The organism is Pseudomonas peradeniyensis (assembly GCF_014268935.2).
Lineage (GTDB): Bacteria > Pseudomonadota > Gammaproteobacteria > Pseudomonadales > Pseudomonadaceae > Aquipseudomonas > Aquipseudomonas peradeniyensis.
In genome coordinates, this window is the sequence record NZ_JABWRJ020000001.1 from 678,086 (window position 1) to 693,488 (window position 15,403).

Annotated in this window: 14 protein-coding genes; 10 read left to right on the forward strand and 4 right to left on the reverse strand. The window is 64.2% G+C overall.

The window, feature by feature from the left end:
* The first annotated feature begins 65 nt into the window (after nucleotides 1-65).
* The 7 genes from HU751_RS03100 (at nucleotide 66) to HU751_RS03130 (ending at nucleotide 9,071) form a co-directional block, all read left to right on the forward strand.
* A complete protein-coding gene (locus HU751_RS03100; RefSeq protein ID WP_186734351.1) occupies nucleotides 66-365 on the forward strand; it encodes a DUF6388 family protein in 300 nt (99 codons plus the stop codon).
* Nucleotides 366-613: 248 nt separating this feature from the next.
* The gene (gene tig / locus HU751_RS03105) at nucleotides 614-1,927 is read left to right on the forward strand and encodes a trigger factor (protein WP_186734350.1); all 1,314 of its coding nucleotides are present in this window, start codon (nucleotides 614-616) and stop codon (nucleotides 1,925-1,927) included.
* 91 nt (nucleotides 1,928-2,018) lie between these two features.
* Nucleotides 2,019-2,660: an ATP-dependent Clp endopeptidase proteolytic subunit ClpP gene (clpP, locus tag HU751_RS03110; RefSeq protein WP_043213484.1), complete on the forward strand. Its 642-nt coding sequence runs from the start codon at nucleotides 2,019-2,021 to the stop codon at nucleotides 2,658-2,660.
* A gap of 108 nt (nucleotides 2,661-2,768) precedes the next feature.
* Nucleotides 2,769-4,052, forward strand: coding sequence for an ATP-dependent Clp protease ATP-binding subunit ClpX (gene clpX / locus HU751_RS03115; protein WP_050705049.1), 1,284 nt, complete (start codon nucleotides 2,769-2,771; stop codon nucleotides 4,050-4,052).
* 155 nt (nucleotides 4,053-4,207) lie between these two features.
* Complete coding sequence (gene lon / locus HU751_RS03120; protein WP_050705050.1) at nucleotides 4,208-6,604, forward strand: endopeptidase La; 2,397 nt, start codon at nucleotides 4,208-4,210, stop codon at nucleotides 6,602-6,604.
* 154 nt (nucleotides 6,605-6,758) lie between these two features.
* Nucleotides 6,759-7,031 carry a nucleoid-associated protein HU-beta gene (gene hupB / locus HU751_RS03125; RefSeq protein ID WP_011533117.1) on the forward strand — a complete coding sequence of 91 codons (273 nt, stop codon included), beginning with the start codon at nucleotides 6,759-6,761 and terminating at the stop codon, nucleotides 7,029-7,031.
* 180 nt (nucleotides 7,032-7,211) lie between these two features.
* Nucleotides 7,212-9,071 (forward strand): SurA N-terminal domain-containing protein, encoded by a 1,860-nt coding sequence (locus tag HU751_RS03130; protein ID WP_186734349.1) that lies wholly within the window; start codon nucleotides 7,212-7,214, stop codon nucleotides 9,069-9,071.
* A 274-nt stretch (nucleotides 9,072-9,345) separates the two neighbouring features.
* On the opposite strand, the gene HU751_RS03135 is transcribed toward HU751_RS03130, so the two are convergent.
* Nucleotides 9,346-10,386 carry a patatin-like phospholipase family protein gene (locus HU751_RS03135; RefSeq protein WP_186734348.1) on the reverse strand — a complete coding sequence of 347 codons (1,041 nt, stop codon included), beginning with the start codon at nucleotides 10,384-10,386 and terminating at the stop codon, nucleotides 9,346-9,348.
* Between the two features lie 157 nt (nucleotides 10,387-10,543).
* On the opposite strand from HU751_RS03135, the gene HU751_RS03140 reads away from it, so the two are divergent.
* The 3 genes from HU751_RS03140 (at nucleotide 10,544) to HU751_RS03150 (ending at nucleotide 12,485) form a co-directional block, all read left to right on the forward strand.
* Nucleotides 10,544-10,822: a hypothetical protein gene (locus HU751_RS03140; protein ID WP_046854892.1), complete on the forward strand. Its 279-nt coding sequence runs from the start codon at nucleotides 10,544-10,546 to the stop codon at nucleotides 10,820-10,822.
* Between the two features lie 14 nt (nucleotides 10,823-10,836).
* Complete coding sequence (locus HU751_RS03145; protein WP_186734347.1) at nucleotides 10,837-11,604, forward strand: CHAD domain-containing protein; 768 nt, start codon at nucleotides 10,837-10,839, stop codon at nucleotides 11,602-11,604.
* Between the two features lie 83 nt (nucleotides 11,605-11,687).
* A complete protein-coding gene (locus HU751_RS03150; RefSeq protein ID WP_186734346.1) occupies nucleotides 11,688-12,485 on the forward strand; it encodes an acyl-CoA thioesterase in 798 nt (265 codons plus the stop codon).
* A gap of 60 nt (nucleotides 12,486-12,545) precedes the next feature.
* Here HU751_RS03150 and HU751_RS03155 read toward each other — a convergent pair whose 3' ends face one another.
* From HU751_RS03155 to HU751_RS03165, 3 genes are all read right to left on the reverse strand, one after another.
* On the reverse strand, nucleotides 12,546-12,914 hold the full coding sequence (locus HU751_RS03155) for an Mpo1-like protein (RefSeq protein WP_186734345.1): 369 nt from the start codon (nucleotides 12,912-12,914) through the stop codon (nucleotides 12,546-12,548).
* Nucleotides 12,915-13,005: 91 nt separating this feature from the next.
* On the reverse strand, nucleotides 13,006-14,484 hold the full coding sequence (locus HU751_RS03160; protein WP_186734344.1) for a methyl-accepting chemotaxis protein: 1,479 nt from the start codon (nucleotides 14,482-14,484) through the stop codon (nucleotides 13,006-13,008).
* An 86-nt stretch (nucleotides 14,485-14,570) separates the two neighbouring features.
* Nucleotides 14,571-15,377, reverse strand: a complete 807-nt coding sequence (locus tag HU751_RS03165; RefSeq protein WP_186734343.1) for a TatD family hydrolase — start codon at nucleotides 15,375-15,377, stop codon at nucleotides 14,571-14,573.
* Nucleotides 15,378-15,403 lie beyond the last annotated feature (26 nt).

Below are 15,403 nucleotides of genomic sequence, written 5' to 3' on the forward strand. Positions count from 1 at the left end.
GATAAAAGCTGATAGATTTCAGCCGGTTGAAGGGCTGGCCGAGGGCCGGCAGAGGAATAGCGCAGATGATTGCAAAAGAAGCGCGCCAGGCCCTGGCGCTGCAACGTTTCGCCGAGGCCAATCCGCAGCTGCTCGAGGAGATCCGCGAGCTGGATGCCCGCGAGCAGGCCCAGCAGATCGAGTGGGCGTTCGAGGATGCGGCGCAGGAGCAGGGCGTCGAGCCCTGGGAGTACGCCTTGCAGCTGGTCGCCGAGTCGCCGGAGCAACTGCAGGCCATGCGCCTGGAGACTCATCGCGAGGTGGCCGAGGCGCTGGGCATGGCCTGGGAAGAATACTGCCAGTTCAACGACCTCGATCCGCAGTAAGGCGGACGATCGTCCTGGCTGTTGTTTGTTTGACAAGGTTTTACAACCGCGCGGGCCAAAAGGGTCTGCGCGGCCGTGAATGAAACAGGCTCGACGCCAAGGCGGGCGGGCCTTTCAAGGAAATCGACCGGCGCGGTCCGCCGACAATCCGGGTGGGGTGACTTCTGCTTGATGAGTCACTAGAATGTTTGCCCTTGATTCTGGAGTCGGGCTATCGCCGGCTAACGTCTGTGCAACGAGGAATATCCATGCAAGTTTCTGTTGAAAACACTTCCGCTCTCGAGCGCCGCATGACCATCGCCGTTCCGGCCGAGCGCGTCGAGAACGAAGTCAACAAGCGTCTGCAGCAGACTGCCAAGCGCGCCAAGGTTGCCGGCTTCCGTCCGGGCAAGGTGCCGATGAGCGTGATCCGCCAGCGTTTCGAGGCCGATGCTCGCCAAGAGGCCTTCGGTGACCTGGTCCAGGCTTCCTTCTACGAAGCCATCGTCGAGCAGAAGCTGAACCCGGCTGGCGCGCCTGCCGTCGAGCCGAAGTCGTTCGAGAAGGGCAAGGACCTCGAGTTCGTCGCCATCTTCGAAGTCTTCCCTGAATTCACCGTTGCCGGTTTCGAGTCGATCGCCGTCGAGCGCCTGAGCGCCGAAGTGGCCGACGCCGACCTGGACAACATGCTGGAAGTCCTGCGCAAGCAGAACACCCGTTTCGAGGCCGTCGAGCGCGCTGCTGCCAATGACGACCAGGTCAACATCGACTTCGTCGGCAAGATCGACGGTGAAGCCTTCGCCGGTGGTTCGGCCAAGGGTACCCAGCTGGTGCTGGGCTCCGGCCGCATGATCCCGGGCTTCGAAGAAGGCCTGATCGGCGCCAAGGCCGGTGAAGAGCGCGTGGTCAACGTGACCTTCCCTGAGGACTACCAGAACCTCGACCTGGCTGGCAAAGCCGCCGAGTTCACCATCACTGTCAACAGCGTATCGGCCCCTGTGCTGCCAGAGCTGAACGAAGCCTTCTTCGCCCAGTTCGGCATCAAGGAATCGACCCTGGAAGGCTTCCGCGCCGAAGTTCGCAAGAACATGGAGCGTGAGCTGCGCCAGGCCATCAAGGCCAAGGTCAAGAACCAGGTCATGGACGGTCTGCTGGCCGCCAACCCGGTCGACGTGCCGAAAGCCCTGCTGGAAAACGAAGTCAACCGTCTGCGCGTGCAGGCCGTCCAGCAGTTCGGTGGCAACATCAAGCCTGACCAACTGCCGGCCGAGCTGTTCGAAGAGCAAGCCAAGCGCCGCGTCGTGCTGGGCCTGATCGTCGCCGAAGTGGTCAAGCAGTTCGACCTGAAGCCGGACGAAGCCAAGGTTCGCGAAGTCATCGAAGAGATGGCCTCGGCCTACCAGGAGCCTGAGCAGGTCATCGCCTGGTACTACAAGAACGACCAGCAGCTGAACGAAGTCCGTTCGGTTGTGCTGGAAGAGCAAGTTGTAGATACTGTCCTGCAGAAAGCGACTGTGACCGACAAATCGGTCTCGTACGAAGAAGCCGTCAAACCAGCACAGGCTCCTGCCGCCGCTGAGTAACAGGCTACTCTCGTAGGAAACCCCCACAAGCCAGCCTTCGCGCTGGCTTGTGCGTATTCAAGCCATGACTATTTGGGAGCGAGTGCAGGACATGTCCCGCAATTCTTATATTCAGCAAAGCTCTGACATCCAGGCCGCAGGCGGCCTGGTCCCGATGGTTATCGAGCAGTCCGCCCGTGGCGAACGTGCCTACGACATCTACTCGCGCCTCCTCAAGGAGCGCGTGATCTTCCTGGTCGGCCCCGTAGAAGACTACATGGCCAACCTGGTGGTGGCGCAGCTGCTGTTCCTTGAGGCGGAAAACCCGGACAAGGATATCCATCTTTATATCAACTCCCCGGGCGGCTCGGTAACTGCCGGCATGTCGATCTACGACACCATGCAGTTCATCAAGCCGGACGTCTCGACCATCTGCATCGGCCAGGCCTGCAGCATGGGCGCCTTCCTGCTCGCGGCCGGTGCCGCCGGCAAGCGCCACTGCCTGCCCAACTCGCGGGTGATGATTCACCAGCCGCTGGGTGGCTTCCAGGGCCAGGCGACCGACATCGAGATCCACGCCCAGGAAATCCTCAACATCAAGGCGCGCCTGAACGAGCTGCTGGCCCATCACACCGGCCAGGACCTCGAGACCATCAAGCGCGACACCGAGCGCGACAACTTCATGAGCGCCGCGCGCGCGGCCGAGTACGGCCTGATCGACTCGGTCTACGACAAGCGGCAACTGGCATCCTGAAGCAATGCGCCAGAGCGCGCGGGCGCGGATTGCGCCCGTGCGCGGACTTGAAAAAGCCAGCGATTGCCTTCATCTTGTGTTTCAAGCCTACCGGATTGGATCGATCGAATGACTGACACCCGTAACGGCGAGGACAACGGCAAATTGCTCTACTGCTCTTTCTGCGGCAAAAGCCAGCATGAAGTGCGTAAATTGATTGCCGGCCCCTCGGTATTTATCTGCGACGAGTGCGTCGACCTGTGCAATGACATCATCCGTGAGGAGGTGCAGGAAGCCCAGGCCGAGAGCAACGCGCACAAGTTACCCTCGCCGAAAGAAATCAGCGGCATCCTGGACCAGTACGTCATTGGTCAGGAGCGCGCGAAAAAGGTCCTGGCAGTAGCGGTGTACAACCACTACAAGCGCCTGAACCAGCGTGACAAGAAGGGCGACGAAGTCGAACTGGGCAAGAGCAACATCCTGCTGATCGGGCCGACCGGCTCGGGCAAGACGCTGCTCGCCGAGACGCTCGCGCGCCTGTTGAACGTACCGTTCACCATTGCCGACGCCACCACCCTGACCGAAGCCGGTTATGTCGGTGAGGACGTCGAGAACATCATTCAGAAGCTGCTGCAGAAGTGCGACTACGACGTGGAAAAGGCCCAGATGGGCATTGTCTACATCGACGAGATCGACAAGATCTCGCGCAAGTCGGACAACCCGTCCATCACCCGTGACGTCTCGGGCGAGGGCGTGCAGCAGGCGCTGCTGAAACTGATCGAAGGCACCGTGGCCTCCGTGCCACCGCAAGGGGGGCGCAAGCACCCGCAACAGGAGTTCCTGCAGGTCGACACCCGCAATATCCTGTTCATCTGCGGTGGCGCCTTCTCGGGCCTGGAAAAGGTCATCCAGAACCGCTCGACCAAAGGCGGCATCGGCTTCAGTGCCGAAGTGCGCAGCAAGGAAGAGGGCAAGAAGGTCGGCGAGTCGCTGCGTGAGGTCGAGCCGGACGATCTGGTCAAGTTCGGCCTGATCCCAGAGTTCGTCGGCCGCTTGCCGGTGCTGGCGACCCTGGACGAGCTGGACGAGGCTGCGCTGATGCAGATCCTCACCGAGCCGAAGAACGCGCTGACCAAGCAGTACGCCAGGTTGTTCGAGATGGAAGACGTCGACCTCGAGTTCCGCAGCGATGCGCTCAAGGCCGTGGCACGCAAGGCCCTGGAGCGCAAGACCGGTGCCCGTGGTCTGCGTTCGATCCTCGAGGGCGTGCTGCTCGACACCATGTACGAGATTCCTTCGCAGAAGGATGTCAGCAAGGTGGTGATCGACGAAAGCGTCATCGAAGGCTCGTCGCAGCCGCTGCTCATCTACGAGAACAGCGAGCCGCAAGCCAAGGCCGCCCCCGACGCCTGATCGGGCAAGGGGCAGCACGCACGAAGGGGCCTTTTTGGCCCCTTTTTGCATTTCATGGCCTGGGCGCTTGTAATTTGCCAGGCCTGCCCCCACATTAGCCCCAAGCACCATTTCCAACGGTTTCCGGCCACCACGGCCGCTGTAGAGGCGAAATCATGAAGACCACCCTCGACTTGCCTCTTTTGCCATTGCGCGACGTCGTCGTCTATCCGCACATGGTCATCCCACTGTTCGTGGGGCGTGAGAAGTCCATCGAAGCCCTCGAGGCGGCGATGACGGGCGAGAAGCAGATCCTCCTGCTGGCCCAGAAGAATCCGGCCGACGATGATCCGGGCGAAGACGCCCTGTATCGCGTCGGTACCGTCGCCACCGTGCTGCAACTGCTCAAGCTGCCCGATGGCACCGTCAAGGTGCTGGTCGAGGGTGAGCAGCGCGGCGCCGTGGAGCGTTTCAATGAAGTCGACGGCCATATCCGCGCCGAAGTCAGCCTGATCGACGAAGCCGAGACCGCCGAGCGCGAGTCCGAAGTGTTCGTGCGGACCTTGCTGTCGCAGTTCGAGCAGTACGTGCAGCTGGGCAAGAAGGTCCCGGCCGAAGTGCTGTCCTCGCTCAACAGCATCGAGGAACCGGGCCGCCTGGTCGACACCATGGCCGCGCACATGGCGCTGAAGATCGAGCAGAAGCAGGAGATCCTCGAGATCGTCGACCTGCAGGCCCGCGTCGAGCACGTGCTGGCGCTGCTGGACGCCGAGATCGACCTGCTGCAGGTCGAGAAACGCATCCGTGGCCGGGTCAAGAAGCAGATGGAGCGCAGCCAGCGCGAGTACTACCTGAATGAGCAGATGAAGGCCATTCAGAAGGAGCTCGGCGATGGCGACGAAGGCCACAACGAAGTCGAGGAGCTGAAAAAGCGCATCGATGCCGCCGGCCTGCCGAAAGACGCCCTGGCCAAGGCCCAGGCCGAGCTGAACAAGCTCAAGCAGATGTCGCCGATGTCGGCCGAGGCCACCGTGGTGCGCTCGTACCTCGACTGGCTGGTGCAGGTGCCGTGGAAGGCCCAGAGCAAGGTGCGCCTGGACCTGGCCAAGGCCGAGGAAATCCTCGATGCCGACCACTACGGCCTGGAAGAGGTCAAGGAACGTATCCTCGAGTACCTCGCCGTACAGAAGCGCGTGAAGAAGATCCGTGGCCCGGTGTTGTGCCTGGTCGGTCCGCCCGGCGTGGGCAAGACCTCGCTGGCCGAGTCGATCGCCGCCGCCACCAACCGCAAGTTCGTGCGCATGGCCCTGGGTGGCGTGCGTGACGAGGCCGAGATCCGTGGCCACCGCCGTACCTACATCGGTTCGATGCCCGGTCGTCTGATTCAGAAAATGACCAAGGTCGGTGTACGCAATCCGCTGTTCCTGCTCGACGAGATCGACAAGATGGGCAGCGACATGCGCGGCGATCCGGCCTCGGCGTTGCTGGAGGTGCTCGACCCCGAGCAGAACCACAACTTCAACGACCACTACCTGGAAGTCGACTACGACCTCTCGGACGTGATGTTCCTGTGCACCTCGAACTCGATGAACATTCCGCCGGCGCTGCTCGACCGCATGGAAGTCATCCGCCTGCCGGGTTACACCGAGGACGAGAAGATCAACATCGCGGTCAAGTACCTGGTGCCCAAGCAGGTCAAGGCCAACGGCCTGAAGAAAGACGAGCTGGAGGTCGAGGTGTCGGCCATCCGCGACATCATCCGCTACTACACCCGCGAAGCCGGCGTGCGTGGCCTGGAGCGCCAGATCGCCAAGGTCTGCCGCAAGGTGGTCAAGGAGCACACCGGGGCCAAGCAGGTGAAGGTCAAGGTCAGCGGCGAGCAGCTCGAGCAGCTGCTGGGCGTGCGCAAGTTCCGCTACGGCCTGGCCGAGCAGCAGGACCAGATCGGCCAGGTCACGGGCCTCGCTTGGACCCAGGTGGGCGGCGAACTGCTGACCATCGAGGCCGTGGTCATCCCGGGCAAGGGCCAGCTGATCAAGACCGGCTCGCTCGGCGACGTCATGGTCGAGTCGATCACCGCCGCGCAGACAGTGGTGCGCAGCCGTGCCCAGAGCCTGGGGATCGCCGCAGACTTCCATGAAAAGCGCGACGTTCACATCCATATGCCTGAAGGCGCCACGCCCAAGGACGGCCCGAGCGCCGGTATCGGCATGTGCACCGCGCTGGTGTCGGCCCTGACCCAGATCCCGGTACGCGCCGACGTGGCGATGACCGGTGAAATCACCCTGCGCGGCCAGGTCCTGGCCATCGGTGGCCTCAAGGAAAAACTGCTGGCGGCACACCGGGGCGGGATCAAGACGGTGATCATTCCCGAGGAGAATGTTCGCGACCTGAAGGAGATTCCGGAAAATATCAAACAGGATCTTCAGATCAAACCGGTCAAATGGATTGACGAAGTCCTCCAAATTGCGCTGCAATACGCCCCGGAGCCCTTGCCAGATGTGGCTCCGGAGATTGTCGCGAAAGATGAGAAGCGCGACGGCGATGCTAAGGAAAGAATCAGCACGCACTAGTACGTATTTCGCTGGGGGGCTTTGGTTGACAGCATTTTCGGCCCCTTGCTATAAAACGGCACGCCAGTGTCAACAGGCCACCCAGCGCTCGTTTCATTAAGCTTTTCATTACATACTTAGAAACAAACTCAATAGAGAAATAAGGGGACTTAGAGTGAACAAGTCGGAACTGATTGACGCTATCGCCGCATCTGCTGACATCCCGAAAGCTGTAGCCGGCCGTGCGCTGGACGCAGTCATCGAATCCGTCACCGGCGCCCTGAAGCAAGGTGACGATGTGGTACTGGTTGGTTTCGGTACCTTCTCGGTCAAGGAGCGCGCCGAGCGCACCGGCCGCAACCCGCAAACCGGCAAGGCGATCAAGATCGCTGCCGCCAAGGTTCCAGGTTTCAAGGCTGGCAAGGGCCTGAAAGACGCCGTCAACTAAGTCGTCTTTCAGCCGGCCCAGGCATCGTCAGGGCCGATCGCGTGACGGCGGGTCGCAAACGTTCCCGCTGGCACGCTCGCTTCGAAAAGGCGCATCCACTGGATGCGCCTTTCTTCTATCAGGATTCTACCCACGCTCCGCGGTTGTCGACGCAGTGGTACAGCCGTTTCTGGGGGACGCATGCTGCAGAATATCAGGGACAATTCACAAGGTTGGATTGCCAAGACCATCATCGGCCTTATCGTCGTGTTGATGGCGTTGACCGGTTTCGAGGCCATTTTCCAGGCCGCCAGCCATAGCCAGGACGCCGCCAAGGTGAACGGCCAGACCATCAGCCAGAACGAGCTGAGCCAGGCCGTGGACATGCAGCGCCGCCAGCTGATGCAACAGCTGGGCAAGGATTTCGACCCTGCGCTGCTGGACGAGAAGATGCTGCGCGAAGCCGCGCTCAAGGGGCTGATCGATCGCAAGCTGCTGTTGCAGGGTGCCGAAGACGCCAAGTTCGCTTTTTCCGAGGCCGCGCTGGATCAGCTGATCCTGCAGACGCCTGAATTCCAGGTCGATGGCAAGTTCAGCGCCGAGCGCTTCGACTCGGTCATCCGCCAGATGGGCTACGGCCGCATGCAGTTCCGCGAGATGCTCGCCCAGGAAATGCTGATCGGCCAGCTGCGCACCGGCCTTGCCGGCAGCAGCTTCGTCACCGACAAGCAGGTCGAGGCCTTCGCCCGCCTCGAGAAGCAGACCCGTGATTTCGCTTCGCAGACCTTCAAGGCCGACCCGGCCGCGGTCAAGGTGAGCGATGACGAGGTCAAGGCGCACTACGACCAGCACGCCAAGGAATTCATGACTCCGGACCAGGTGGTCATCGATTACCTCGAGCTGAAGAAGTCGGCCTTCTTCGACCAGGTCAAGGTCGACGACGACGAGCTCAAGGCCCTGTACGAGAAGGAGATCGCCAACCTGGGCGAGCAGCGCCATGCCGCGCACATCCTGATCGAGGTCAACGACAAGACCGACGATGCCAAGGCCAAGGCCCGTATCGAAGAGATCCAGCAGCGTCTGGACAAGGGGGAGGACTTCGCCAAGCTGGCCAAGGAATTCTCCCAGGACCCGGGTTCGGCCAATACTGGCGGCGACCTCGGCTTCGCCGGCCCTGGCGTGTATGACCCGGCCTTCGAGGACGCGCTGTACAAACTGAACAAGGACCAGGTGTCCGCACCGGTGCGCACCGAGTTCGGCTACCACTTGATCAAGCTGCTGGGCGTGCAGGCGCCGGACGTGCCGAGCTTCGCCAGCCTGAAGGACAAGCTGACCCACGAGCTGAAGACCCAGCAGGTGGAGCAGCGCTTCGTCGAGGCCACCAAGCAGCTCGAGGACACCGCCTTCGAAGCCTCCGACCTGGCCCAGCCGGCCCAGGACCTGGGGCTGAAGGTGCACACCTCGGCGGCCTTCGGTCGTGAAGGTGGCGAAGGCATCACCGCCAACCGTGCGGTGATCCAGGCCGCGTTCGGCGAGCAGGTGCTGGAAGAGGGCGCCAACAGCAACGCCATCGAGCTGGATCCGGAGACCGTTGTGGTGCTGCGCGTCAAGGAGCACCGCAAGCCTGAGCAACTGCCGCTGGAGGCCGTGGCCAAGAACATCAGCGAGCACCTGGCCAAGGAGAAGGCGATTGCCGAACTCAAGGCCAAGGCTGACAAGCTGATCGCCGGCCTGCGCGAGGGTTCGGCCAAGGCCCAGGGTCAGGGCTGGAAGGTCCACGAAGCGGTCACCCGCGGCCAGGACGGTATCGACCCGGCCGAGCTGCAGGCGGTGTTCCGCCTCGGCAAGCCTGCGGCCAAGGACAAGCCGGTCTACGGCAGCGTGGTCCTGGGCGACGGCAGCCTGGTGGTCCTGCAGCTCAAGGGCGTCAACGAAGGCGCCGCCGCCACCGACGAAGAGAAGGCGCAGATCCGTCGCTACCTCGCTTCGCGTGCCGGTTCGCAGGACTTCGCGGCCTATCGCAAGCTGCTTGAAGGCAGTGCCGACATCACGCGCTACTGAGTGGCGCGCTGATCACGAAACAGGCCGCATATGCGGCCTGTTTCGTTTCCGATGATCGGAACTCACGCACGTTTCTCTGTAGGAGATCGTCTAGCCCTTTGGGCTGCGCTGCCGAGCGGGGAACTGTCCCCTGTGGGAGCGGCCTTGTGTCGCGAAAGGGGCGCGTAGCGGCCCCAGATTCCGAGCCGCCATCGAAATTGCTGGGGGCTGCTGCGCAGCCCTTTCGCGACACAAGGCCGCTCCCACAGGGATTGCACGCGGCCTGAAGAGGCACCTACCGCCGAACCCCTTCATGATTGTCCAGCGTATCCCGCGCAACCTCCCGTCCCAGGGCGATCAGCTCCGGCGCCTTGTAGAACTCGAAGAACCGGCACACGCGCTTGGGCACGTTGATCAGTACGTCCGGCGGGTAGCCGGCGATCTTGTACTGCGCCAGTGACGTCTGCATCACCTCGAAGCTCTGGTTGATCAGGTCGAGCAGGGAGGCGGGGCCGACGTTGTCGACGATGAACGATCCGGTAGCCGATTTCGGCGCCCCCTCGCTCTGCGGCGCGGCCGCCGGCTGCTGGCCTTCGGGGGCGGCGCTTTCAGCGAGCCACGGATTGGGGCTGGCCAGCCCCTCGGCAGTGATTTCCTGCTCCAGGCGGATCAATTGCTCGGCCGGCTTGCGGCGAAACGGCAGGCGCGAGCCGAGCGAATTGATCAAGGCATCGAAGCGCATCTTGAACGCCGCCGGGCGCTCGATCACCGGCAGTTGGTACTGCTTCTGGTTGGTGGCGTTGAGGTTGACGGCGATGATCAGGTCGCAATGGCTGGACACCACCGGCACGATCGGCAGCGGGTTGAGGATGCCGCCATCGACCAATGTGCGGTTGCCTTGCACCACCGGGGTGAACAGGCTGGGAATGGCTGCCGAGGCGCGCATGGCCTGGTGCAGGCAGCCCTCCTGGAACCAGATCTCCTGCTGGTTGGTGAGGTCGGTGGCGACCGCCGTGTAGGGGATGCGCAACTGCTCGATGTTGATCTCGCCAACGATCTTGCGGATCTGCCCGAACACCTTGTCGCCACGGATCGCCCCAAGGCGGAAGCTGACGTCCACCAGGCGCAGCACGTCGAGGTAGTCCAGGCTCTCGATCCAGCTGCGGTATTCGTCGAGTTTGCCGGCGGCGTAGATGCCGCCGATCACCGCGCCCATCGAGCAGCCGGCGATGCAGCCGATCTCATAGCCGCGCCGTTCGATTTCCTCGATCACGCCGATGTGCGCGTACCCCCGGGCACCACCGGAGCCCAGCACCAATGCCACGCGTTTGCCCATGACCTTTCCCCCACCGCTGTGCCACCATGGTCCAACAATGCACCCATTACCACCTGTGCTTCAATGTAGTCCGCGCTGGACTACGCTGAGCAGGGCACTTTTCGTTTGCTTTGCCGTCGAACGGCCACCTTAGTTTTTCACCCTCGAGGTATTACCGATGAAAGCCTGGATCACCCTTCCTCTGATTGCCCTGGCCCTGGCCGGCTGCGCGGGCAAGACGGCCTATCGCGACAGTTGCGCGACCCAGCTCGATGCCGCCTGGAAGGAACTGGACCTGGCCAAGGCCGAAGGCTTTGCCGGCACCGTGAGTTACTCCAAGGCGCTGTCGCTGTTGACCGGCGCCAAGACCCAGCAGCAGTTCGAGGGCTTCGAGGGTTGTACCCGCAAGGCCGAGAAGGCCCGTTTCTACATTCGTGAATCCCGCGCCGGGCGTTGACCGAGGAGCTGCCCATGTCCGCGATGCTCGATCATGTGGTCGGCCAGATCCTGGCGCTGCAGGTGCGTCTGCTGGCATGCCGCGAACGCCTGGCCGCCGACACCGACCGCGAGGCGTTGCACGACCTGCGCATCACCTTGCGGCGTCTGCGCAGCCTGCTGCGGCCGTTGCGTGGCCTGCCGGGCGTCGAACAGCTCGAGCAGGCGGCCGGGGCGCTGGGCACGCTGACCACGCCGTTGCGTGACCGCGAGGTGCTGGCAGCGCAACTGATCGGCCGTGGGCACGTGCAGGCAGGCGAGCGTCGCCAGGAGGGCAGGGCGCGCACCTATGCCGGTGTCGCGGCCAGTGCCCAGATCAATCGCGTGCTGGCGATTCTCGATGCGTTCCCGATGTTCCTGCGTGCCGCCGGCCGTGAAGGGTTGGCGGCGAAGCTGGGGCAGCGCATCGACAAGCGCCTGCACAAGCAATGGCGCGGGCTGCAGGCGGCCCTGGCGGACCCTGCCCACGACCGCCACCGCCTGCGCCTGCTGATCAAGCGGGTGCGCTATGGCGACCAGGCCTACCCACAGCTTGACCACGCCGGCAACAAGCTGCAGCGCCTGCTCAAGGCGGCCCAGGGCGACCTGGGCGACTGGCACGACCGCGTGCAGTGGTTGCTGCAGGTGCGCGAGCACAGCGACCTGCTCGGCTGCAAGGTGGCCTGGGAGCATGAGCTGCATGCCGCCGAGGCGCGTTCCGACCTCACCCTCGAAGCGCTGCAAAAGGCTCTGGCGCGCCGTTAGTCCCGGCAAATGACCGATATGCGGGCTGTGGCTGGCGTGATCGCTGGTTACTATCGGTTCTTTTCCCGCAGGAGCCCTGGCACATGAACTTCACAGAATTGCTGACAGCCGCCCGCGCGCACCCTGAGGCCATCAGCGTGCCCGCCGACTGGGCCCAGGGGCGCGCGGTATTCGGCGGCCTGATGGCAGCGATGGTGCACGAAGCGATGCGCCAGAAGCTGGGCGACGACCGCCCGGTGCGTTCGCTGGCCATTACCTTCGTCGGTCCGGCGGCGCCGGATGTGCCGATCAGCCTGGAGGTCGAGGTGCTGCGCGAGGGCAAGGCGGTCAGCACCTTGCTGGGGCGCGCCGTGCAGGATGGCCAGGTGGTGACCCTGGTGCAGGGCAGTTTCGGTGCCGGCCGCCCTTCGGTGGTGGCGGTCGATGCGCCCGCCGCGATGCCGATGAAGCCGCTGCAGGAGGCGGCGCCGGAGTTGCCCTTCATCAAGGGCATTACACCGCAGTTCATGCAGCACGTGGCGTTTCGCTGGGCGGTGGGCGGCCTGCCGTTCAGTGGTAACGACTCCCGCCATATGGGTGGTTGGGTACGCCTGCGCGATGTCGCCGGGGAGCCGGTCGGGGTGGCGCACCTGCTGGCATTGGTCGATGCCTGGCCGCCCAGCCTGCTACCGTATCTCAAGCAGCCCGCCGCGGGCAGCACGCTGACCTGGACCATCGAGTTCGTGCAGCCCACGCCGCAGCTGTCGACCCTCGACTGGTGCCGCTATGTCGTCGAGACCGAGTATGCCCGTGATGGCTATGGGCATGCGGCCGCGGCGTTGTGGACGGCAGAGGGTGAGCTGCTGGCGTTGAGCCGGCAGACGGTGACCGTGTTCGCCTGAGCCATCTTCATCAAGCCAATCGCGGGGCAAGCCCGCTCCCACGCCGGGTGATGTTTTCAGTCAGTGGCGGTGCTTGTGGCGCTCGCGCCAGGCCCGCCACCAGGCACCGCTCAGCACGAAGCGCGGGAAGGTGATGAACTGCTCGGTGAGCAGGCGCTGCACGGCGTCCTTGCGGTCGGTGAACGGCTCGGGTTGCTCGGCTTCCAGGCGGTGCCCCTGGCGTTGCAGGCCCAGCCCGGCCGCCAGGGCGATGATGCCCACGGCGATCTGCGACAGGTCCAGCGCGAACAGCCCCGACAGCAGCAGCAGCGCGCCGAGGATGAACAGCGGCACGGCGATCAGGTGCAGCACCAGGTTGGCGGGGTGGCGATGGTTGTGGTGGTAGCCGCGCCATTGCCAGGCGGGCAGGTTGGGCAGTCGTTTGCTCATGGACAGATCCTCTGGGGCCTGTCCAAAGCTTAGTGCGGCCCCCGGGCGGGGGCCAATCGAGGCTGGCTATGGTGATCATAGCCGGCGAAGGTCACAGCTTGAGCTGGCCGATCGCCTTGTTCAGCTCGCCGGCGAGGGTCGCCAGTTCGCTGCTGGTGGTGGCCGAGCCGACGGTCTGCTGCACGGTCTCCTCGGTGACGTCGCGGATACTGACCACGGCGCGGTTCATTTCTTCGGCCACCTGGCTCTGCTGCTCGGCGGCCACGGCGATCTGGGTGTTGCTTTCGCGCATCTGTGCCACGGCGCTGGTGATCTCGGCCAGGGCCTCGCCGGCCTCGCGGGCCTGCTTGACGCAATCGTCGGCCTTGTACGAGCTTTCCTGCATGAAATCCACCGCATCGCGAGTGCCGGCCTGCAGGTCGGCGACCATGGTGGTGATCTCGTCGGTGGAGGTCTGCACGCGCTTGGCCAGGTTGCGTACCTCGTCGGCGACCACGGCGAAGCCGCGGCCCAGGTCACCGGCGCGGGCCGCCTCGATGGCGGCGTTGAGGGCGAGCAGGTTGGTCTGTTCGGCGATGCTGTGGATGACCCCGACCACGCCGTTGATCTTCTGGCTGTCGTCGGCCAGCTGGCGGATCATCTCGGCGGTCTGCTGCACGCCGCTGGAGAGCCCGGCAATCGAGTCCTGCACGCGGCTGACCACGGCTTGGCCGCTACCGGCCAGGGTGTCGGCGGTCTGCGACAGGTCGCGGGTGGCGCCGGCATGCTGGGCGATATGGTGGACGGTGGCGGTCATCTCGTTGATCGCGGTGGCTGCCTGGTCGGTCTCGCTCTGCTGGCCGATCATGCCGTGGCGCACCTCGTCCATGCTGCCGGCAAGGCGCGCCGCGCCCGAGTCCAGTTGCGCGGCGGTGCGCGCCACGGTGCTGACCACGCGGTGGTAGGTGGTCTGCATGGCGTTGAACGCGCCGGCCATCTGCCCGACTTCGTCGCCGCAGGCCAGTGGCACCCGGGCGGAGAGGTCGCCGGTCTTCTCCACGTGCAGCATCACGTCCTTGAGGGTGTTGAGCTGGCTGAGCAGGAAACGGATCAACAGCTGCGAGGCGCAGAGCATCGCCAGCATCAGGATCAGCACGCACACGGCGTAGTTGCTGAAGCGGTCGAAATAGACCTGGCGCAGGCTCGGCGACTGGGCGATCAGCGCGAGCTGCTGGTCGCCCCGGCGCAGTACCTGGGCGCCGCGCAGCGGGTTGTCGCCGAGGATCCAGGCGCCGGGCAGCTCGACCCAGCCCTGGCCGTCTCGTAGGGGCTCGAGGGGTTCACCGGCGAACTGTGGTGTCTGGCCATTGCGCCAGGTGATCAGGTTGGCCTGGGCGGGCAGGGCCTGCCCGGCGGGCCAGGCCGCCAGCAGTTCGGCCTGGGCCTGGGCTTGTGCCTGGGCGCCGCTGGCGCGGGCCTGTTGCTCCAGGTACACCGCGTACAGTACCAGCATCAGGGTGGTGACGAAGGCCACGGCATTGACGGCCCAGAACTTGTATTTGAGGGAAACGTTGCTAAGCCAGGCACCCATGGTAGGTCTTCTCTGAGTTGGCGGAAACATTATTGGCAAGGTGCCATCATTGTGCCCGCCAAGGCCAGAGGCCTTGTTGATATGCGTCAAGAAACCTCAGGCAGGCTAAAGAACGCGCGGGCGCAGGCGCTGGTGTGGGCGGCGGTGTGCGCTGCGGATTCATTGCGGTGTAACGCCACTTCGCGCAGCACCTCGGGCAGGAAGGCCGGCTCGTTGCGGCCGTTCTTCGGCTTGGGCCGTAGGCTGCGGGGCAGCAGGTAGGGCGCATCGCTTTCGAGCATCAGGCGGCCCTCGGGGATGTTGCCGACCAGGGGATGCAGGTGGGTACCGCGGCGCTCGTCGCAGATCCAGCCAGTGATGCCGATGTGCAGGTCCAGGTCGAGGTAGGCGAACAGCGCCTGGCGCTCGCCGGTGAAGCAGTGCACCACGGCGGCTGGCAACTGGTCGCGGTAGTCCTTGAGGATTGCCAGCAGGCGCTCGCTGGCCTCGCGCTCGTGGAGGAACACCGGTAGGCGCAGCTCGACCGCCAGCGCCAGCTGCGCTTCCAGGGCCTTTTCCTGGGCCGGGCGCGGGGAAAAGTCGCGATTGAAGTCCAGGCCGCATTCGCCCACGGCCACCACCCGTCCGTGGGCGAGCAGTTCACGCAGCTGGCGCTCGCTGCCGCTGTTCCAGTGGCTGGCGTCGTGGGGGTGCACGCCGGCGGTGCTGAACAGGCGCTGGCCGGGCTCGTCCAGGCGCTGGCACAGCTCCAGGGCCTCGGCGCTGACGTCCAGGCTGGTGCCGGTGAGGACCATCTGCGCCACGCCGGCTTCCACGGCGCGCTCGACGATGGCGGCCTGCTGGTCGTGGAAACTGCTGTTGGTCAGGTTGACGCCGATATCGATCAGTTGCATGGTGCTACCTCGTGCCGCGGGGCGGC

Excerpts from the sequence above, each read along its gene's own strand:
- tig (WP_186734350.1), top strand. The coding sequence starts at position 614 with ATGCAAGTTTCTGTTGAAAACACTTCCGCTCTCGAGCGCCGCATGACC.
- HU751_RS03150 (WP_186734346.1), top strand. The coding sequence starts at position 11,688 with ATGAACTTCACAGAATTGCTGACAGCCGCCCGCGCGCACCCTGAGGCC.
- lon (WP_050705050.1), top strand. The coding sequence starts at position 4,208 with ATGAAGACCACCCTCGACTTGCCTCTTTTGCCATTGCGCGACGTCGTC.
- clpP (WP_043213484.1), top strand. The coding sequence starts at position 2,019 with ATGTCCCGCAATTCTTATATTCAGCAAAGCTCTGACATCCAGGCCGCA.
- HU751_RS03135 (WP_186734348.1), bottom strand. The coding sequence starts at position 10,386 with ATGGGCAAACGCGTGGCATTGGTGCTGGGCTCCGGTGGTGCCCGGGGG.
- HU751_RS03165 (WP_186734343.1), bottom strand. The coding sequence starts at position 15,377 with ATGCAACTGATCGATATCGGCGTCAACCTGACCAACAGCAGTTTCCAC.
- HU751_RS03130 (WP_186734349.1), top strand. The coding sequence starts at position 7,212 with ATGCTGCAGAATATCAGGGACAATTCACAAGGTTGGATTGCCAAGACC.
- HU751_RS03160 (WP_186734344.1), bottom strand. The coding sequence starts at position 14,484 with ATGGGTGCCTGGCTTAGCAACGTTTCCCTCAAATACAAGTTCTGGGCC.
- HU751_RS03100 (WP_186734351.1), top strand. The coding sequence starts at position 66 with ATGATTGCAAAAGAAGCGCGCCAGGCCCTGGCGCTGCAACGTTTCGCC.
- clpX (WP_050705049.1), top strand. The coding sequence starts at position 2,769 with ATGACTGACACCCGTAACGGCGAGGACAACGGCAAATTGCTCTACTGC.
- HU751_RS03155 (WP_186734345.1), bottom strand. The coding sequence starts at position 12,914 with ATGAGCAAACGACTGCCCAACCTGCCCGCCTGGCAATGGCGCGGCTAC.
- HU751_RS03140 (WP_046854892.1), top strand. The coding sequence starts at position 10,544 with ATGAAAGCCTGGATCACCCTTCCTCTGATTGCCCTGGCCCTGGCCGGC.
- HU751_RS03145 (WP_186734347.1), top strand. The coding sequence starts at position 10,837 with ATGTCCGCGATGCTCGATCATGTGGTCGGCCAGATCCTGGCGCTGCAG.